The organism is Gryllotalpicola sp. CP2-P1, from assembly GCF_057512245.1.
This window is the reverse complement of the sequence record NZ_JBLRDT010000210.1, coordinates 1-4,328: the sequence shown is the minus strand read 5'-3', so window position 1 is coordinate 4,328 and position 4,328 is coordinate 1. Positions and strand designations below refer to the sequence as shown.

The window sequence follows — 4,328 nt, the reverse complement described above, 5'->3', positions numbered from 1 at the left end:
CGAGCGCCGCGATCGCCACCGCTCTCCTCACCGTTCGACCCTATTCGAACACCCGGTATGAACCGGCTGAAAACCGGCGCCGAGTTCCCTCCCCGATTCGCGGATCCGCTTCGCAAGGTGTAAATTTGCAGTCACCGCAAATTTCTATCGCCAGTGCCGGCGGCGTCGGCGATGTCGGCGCGCCGCGAGATACGGCATCCTCTCGAACCTGAATCATCTGGTTCCTTTTCTCATCAAAGGACTTCAATGTCAGAAGCTGTCGCTCCCGCGAGCGCTCACGGCGGCACCAAAGCCGTGATGTCGCACCAGCAGATCCTGCTGGTCATCTACGGCCTCATGGCCGGCATGTTCCTCGGCGCCCTCGACCAGACCATCGTCGGCACCGCCATCCGCACCATCGGCGACGACCTGCACGGTCTGAACCAGCAGGCGTGGGTGACGACCGCCTACCTGATCACGTCGACGATCGCCACGCCGATCTACGGCAAGCTCTCCGACATCTTCGGCCGCCGACCGCTCTACGTCTTCGCGATCGTGGTGTTCATCGTCGGCTCGGCCGCCTCGTCGTTCTCGACCTCGATGATCATGCTCGCCGCGTTCCGCGCCTTCCAGGGCATCGGAGCAGGCGGCCTCATGTCGCTGCCGCTCGCGATCATGGGTGACATCCTCTCGCCGCGTGACCGCGCGAAGTACCAGGGCTACTTCCTCGCCGTCTTCGGCATCTCGTCGGTCATCGGCCCGCTCGTCGGCGGCGTCTTCTCCGGCGCGCACCAGATCCTCTGGATCTCCGGCTGGCGCTGGGTGTTCCTCATCAACGTGCCGATCGGCATCATCGCCCTGATCATGGTGCTCGTCTTCCTGCACCTTCCGAAGTTCGCGAGCCGCAAGGTACGCATCGACTGGTGGGGTGCGACCACGGTCATCACGACCCTCGTCCCGCTGCTGCTCGTCGCCGAGCAAGGCCGCGACTGGGGCTGGACGTCGGCCGCCGCCATCGCCTGCTACGTGATCGGCGCCGCGAGCGCTGTGGCGTTCGTCCTCATCGAGATGGCCATGAAGGACGACGCGATCATCCCGATGAAGCTCTTCAGGTCCGGTGTCTTCTCGATGGCGACGCTTCTCGGTGTGCTCGTCGGCTTCGGCATGTTCGGGGCGATGCTCACCATCCCGCTGTACCTGCAGATCGTCACGGGCCTGTCGCCGACCGAGTCCGGCTTCGCGACGCTGCCGATGGTGCTGGGGCTCATGATCGCGTCGATCGTCTCGGGCCAGATCATCTCGAGGACCGGCAAGTACCGCATCTTCCCCGTCACGGGCACCGCGATCACCGCGATCGGCTTCCTGCTGCTGACCTTCATGACCGTCGACAAGCCGCTGTGGTTCATGATGATCGCGATGTTCGCCATCGGCCTCGGCCTCGGCCAGCTGATGCAGACGCTGACGCTCGCGACCCAGAACGCTGTCGAGCCGCGCGACATGGGTGTGGCGACCGCCGCCTCGACGTTCTTCCGCCAGATCGGTGGAACGCTGGGCACCGCAGTGCTGCTCTCGGTGCTGTTCTCGGTGCTGCCGGGCAACATCCAGACGGCGACCACGAACAAGGCCGACCTCACGAACGCCCTGAATGCCGCGCTCAACCCGGCCGTGGCCGACAAGGCCGACAACAAGGCGATCATGAACATGTTCTGGACGCCCATCGTCACCCCGCTCAAGAGCGAGATCCAGCAGCAGCTCGACGCGGGCACGCAGCAGGCGACGGATGCCGCGAAGCAGGCCGTCACCGAGAAGGTGACCGAGGCCGTCAACGCTCAGGTCGCCGCCGGCGCCATCCCGGCCGCCGCCGCCCCGTCGGTCATCGACCAGCAGGTGCAAGCCGCTCTGCCCGACGCCCAGCAGCAGGCGCTGCAGCAGGCCGCCGAGAAGGCGAACGCCTCGGTCGTCGACGGCAAGCTCGTGATCGACTTCACGAACGCCGCGCAGCGCAAGGCGGTCGTGAACGAGGTCGCGCCGAAGATCATCGACCAGGTCAAGAGCGGCGACTCGTCGAAGAGCGCAGGCAACATCGACACGAGCAACACCTCGTTCCTCAACAACGCCGATGACGCCCTGAAGCGCCCGTTCCTCAAGGGCTTCAACGCCTCGACCATCGAGATCTACTGGGTCGGCATGCTCGTCATCCTGGTGGCGTTCGTGCTCACCTGGTTCTTCCGGGTGCCGCCGCTGCGCAAGGTCTCGGCCCTTCAGCAGCAGGCCGACGCCGCCGCGGCGAGCGAGCAGTCGCCCGCCGAGGAGCTCGAGCTCGAGGCCGTCTCGGCCGCGAACACCACCGGTGCGCTCGTCGCGCCGACCACGGGTCAGCTGAACCTGACCATTGAGGCCGACCGGCCGGACGGCGAGACCGGCACGAAGGCCTAGCCTTCTTCCGAAGTCCACCCCTCGTCGAGCCTGGCTAGGACAGGCTCGCAAACACGGCAGAGTCCCCGAGGCGAGACCGCATCACGCGGATCGCCTCGGGGTTCTCGTCGATCAGGACGAAGCGGCGGCCGAGCGCGGCGGCGACCGCCCCGGTGGTGCCCGAGCCGGCGAAGAAGTCGAGGACCCAATCCCCCTCGCGTGACGACGCCTGCAGCATCCGCCTCACCAAGCCGGCCGGCTTCTGCGTCGGGTAGCCGGTCTTCTCCCTGCCCGTCGGCGAGACGATCGTGTGCCACCACACGTCGGTCGGCAGCTTGCCGCGGGCGGCCTTCTCGGGCGTGACGAGGCCTGGGGCCATGTACGGCTCGCGGTCCACCGCCTCTGAATCGAACCAGTAGCCCTTCGGGTCCTTGACGTACATCAGGATCGTGTCGTGCTTCGTCGGCCAGCGGCGCTTCGACTTGCCGCCGTAGTCGTAGGCCCAGATCAGCTCGTTGATGAAGCACTCGCGGCCGAACAGCGCATCGAGCAGCACCTTGGCATAGTGCGCCTCGCGGTAGTCCAGGTGCAGGTAGAGCGTGCCGTCAGGGGCGAGCAGCCGCCACGCCTCGACGAGCCGCGGCTCGAGGAATCCCCAGTAGTCGTCGAAGACGTCGTCGTAGCCGAGCAGATCGCCCTTGATGCGCTCATAGCTCTGGCCTTTGAAGCCGGTGATGAGCGCGCGGGTCGACTCGGCGGTCTTCTGGTCTCCATTCGCTTCGCGAGTCGACCGGCGGATGCTCGTGGTCGACTGCCGCTTCTGCACGCGGCCCGTGTTGAACGGCGGGTCGAGGTAGACGACCGTGAACGCGCCGTCGGGCAGCTCGGGCAGCACGGAGAGGTTGTCGGCGTGGATCACGGTGCTCGCGCTCTCCGGGGTCCACAGTGGCATGGTGTCGATCCTCCCAGACCCGGCGGCGGCCGGCCCGATGAACACAGACCCGGCAGCGGCCGACGCCATGAGCGCGGACCCGATGGACTCGCCCACGCCCTACGCGACGGCGCTGCGGCAGTTCGCGGCGCGCGACACGGTGCGCATGATCGTTCCGGGTCACTCGGGCGACCCGAGCGCGTCGCCCGAGCTCGCCGAGTTCTTCGGCGCGCAGCTGCTGCGGCTCGACGTCGCCCCGCTGGTCTCGGGCATCGACCTCGGGCTGTACACGCCGTACGAGCGGTCGGTCGAGCTCGCGGCCGAGGCGTGGGGCGCGACGCGCAGCTGGTTCCTCACCAACGGCTCGTCGCAGGCCAACCGCATCGCGGCGCTCGCGCTCGGCTTCTTCGGCTCGCGCGACCAGCCGGTCGTGGCGCAGCGCAGCACGCACTCGAGCTTCATCGACGGCATGATCATCGCCGGGCTCGACGCCGTGTTCGTGCAGCCGAGCATCGACGTGGAGCTCGGCATCGCGCACGGCGTCTCTCCTGCGCGCCTTTCCGCCGCACTCGACCGCACGCCCCGCGCCAAGGCCGCCTATGTCGTGAGCCCCTCGTACTTCGGCGCGACCCCCGATGTGCCGGCGCTCGCCGCCGTCGCCCACGCGCACGGCGTGCCGCTCGTCGTCGACGCCGCGTGGGGCGCACACTACGGATTCCACCCCGAGCTGCCGCCGTCGCCCGTGGCACTCGGCACCGACGGGCCCGGAGCCGGGCACGGTGCCGACCTCGTCATCATGAGCACGCACAAGCTCGGCGGCTCGCTCACCCAGTCGGCCATGCTGCACCTGGGGCACGGCGCGTACGCCGAGGCGCTCGAGCCGCTCGTCGACCGAGCGTTCGTGCTCGAGCAGTCCACCTCCGAGAGCGCGCTGCTGCTGGCATCCCTCGATCTCGCCCGCCATCAGCTGCAGACGGGCGCTGCACGCATCGGCGCCTCGCTC

The 4,328-nt window shown here is 67.9% G+C and carries 4 protein-coding genes; 3 read left to right on the top strand and 1 reads right to left on the bottom strand.

The genetic code is table 11. From position 1 onward, the window contains the following. Together ACM2XV_RS12880 and ACM2XV_RS12875 are read left to right on the top strand one after the other, a co-directional pair. A partial coding sequence (locus ACM2XV_RS12880; RefSeq protein ID WP_487027209.1) for a hypothetical protein occupies nt 1–212 on the top strand: 212 nt, incomplete at its 5' end. A 34-nt stretch (nt 213–246) separates the two neighbouring features. Then, nucleotides 247–2,415 (top strand): MDR family MFS transporter, encoded by a 2,169-nt coding sequence (locus ACM2XV_RS12875; RefSeq protein WP_487027208.1) that lies wholly within the window; start codon nt 247–249, stop codon nt 2,413–2,415. 34 nt (nt 2,416–2,449) lie between these two features. Here ACM2XV_RS12875 and ACM2XV_RS12870 read toward each other — a convergent pair whose 3' ends face one another. Beyond that, the gene (locus ACM2XV_RS12870) at nt 2,450–3,346 is read right to left on the bottom strand and encodes a DNA-methyltransferase (protein WP_487027207.1); all 897 of its coding nucleotides are present in this window, start codon (nt 3,344–3,346) and stop codon (nt 2,450–2,452) included. A gap of 1 nt (nt 3,347) precedes the next feature. On the opposite strand from ACM2XV_RS12870, the gene ACM2XV_RS12865 reads away from it, so the two are divergent. Next, nucleotides 3,348–4,328: DegT/DnrJ/EryC1/StrS family aminotransferase (locus ACM2XV_RS12865; protein WP_487027206.1), on the top strand; the 981-nt coding region annotated here is incomplete at its 3' end.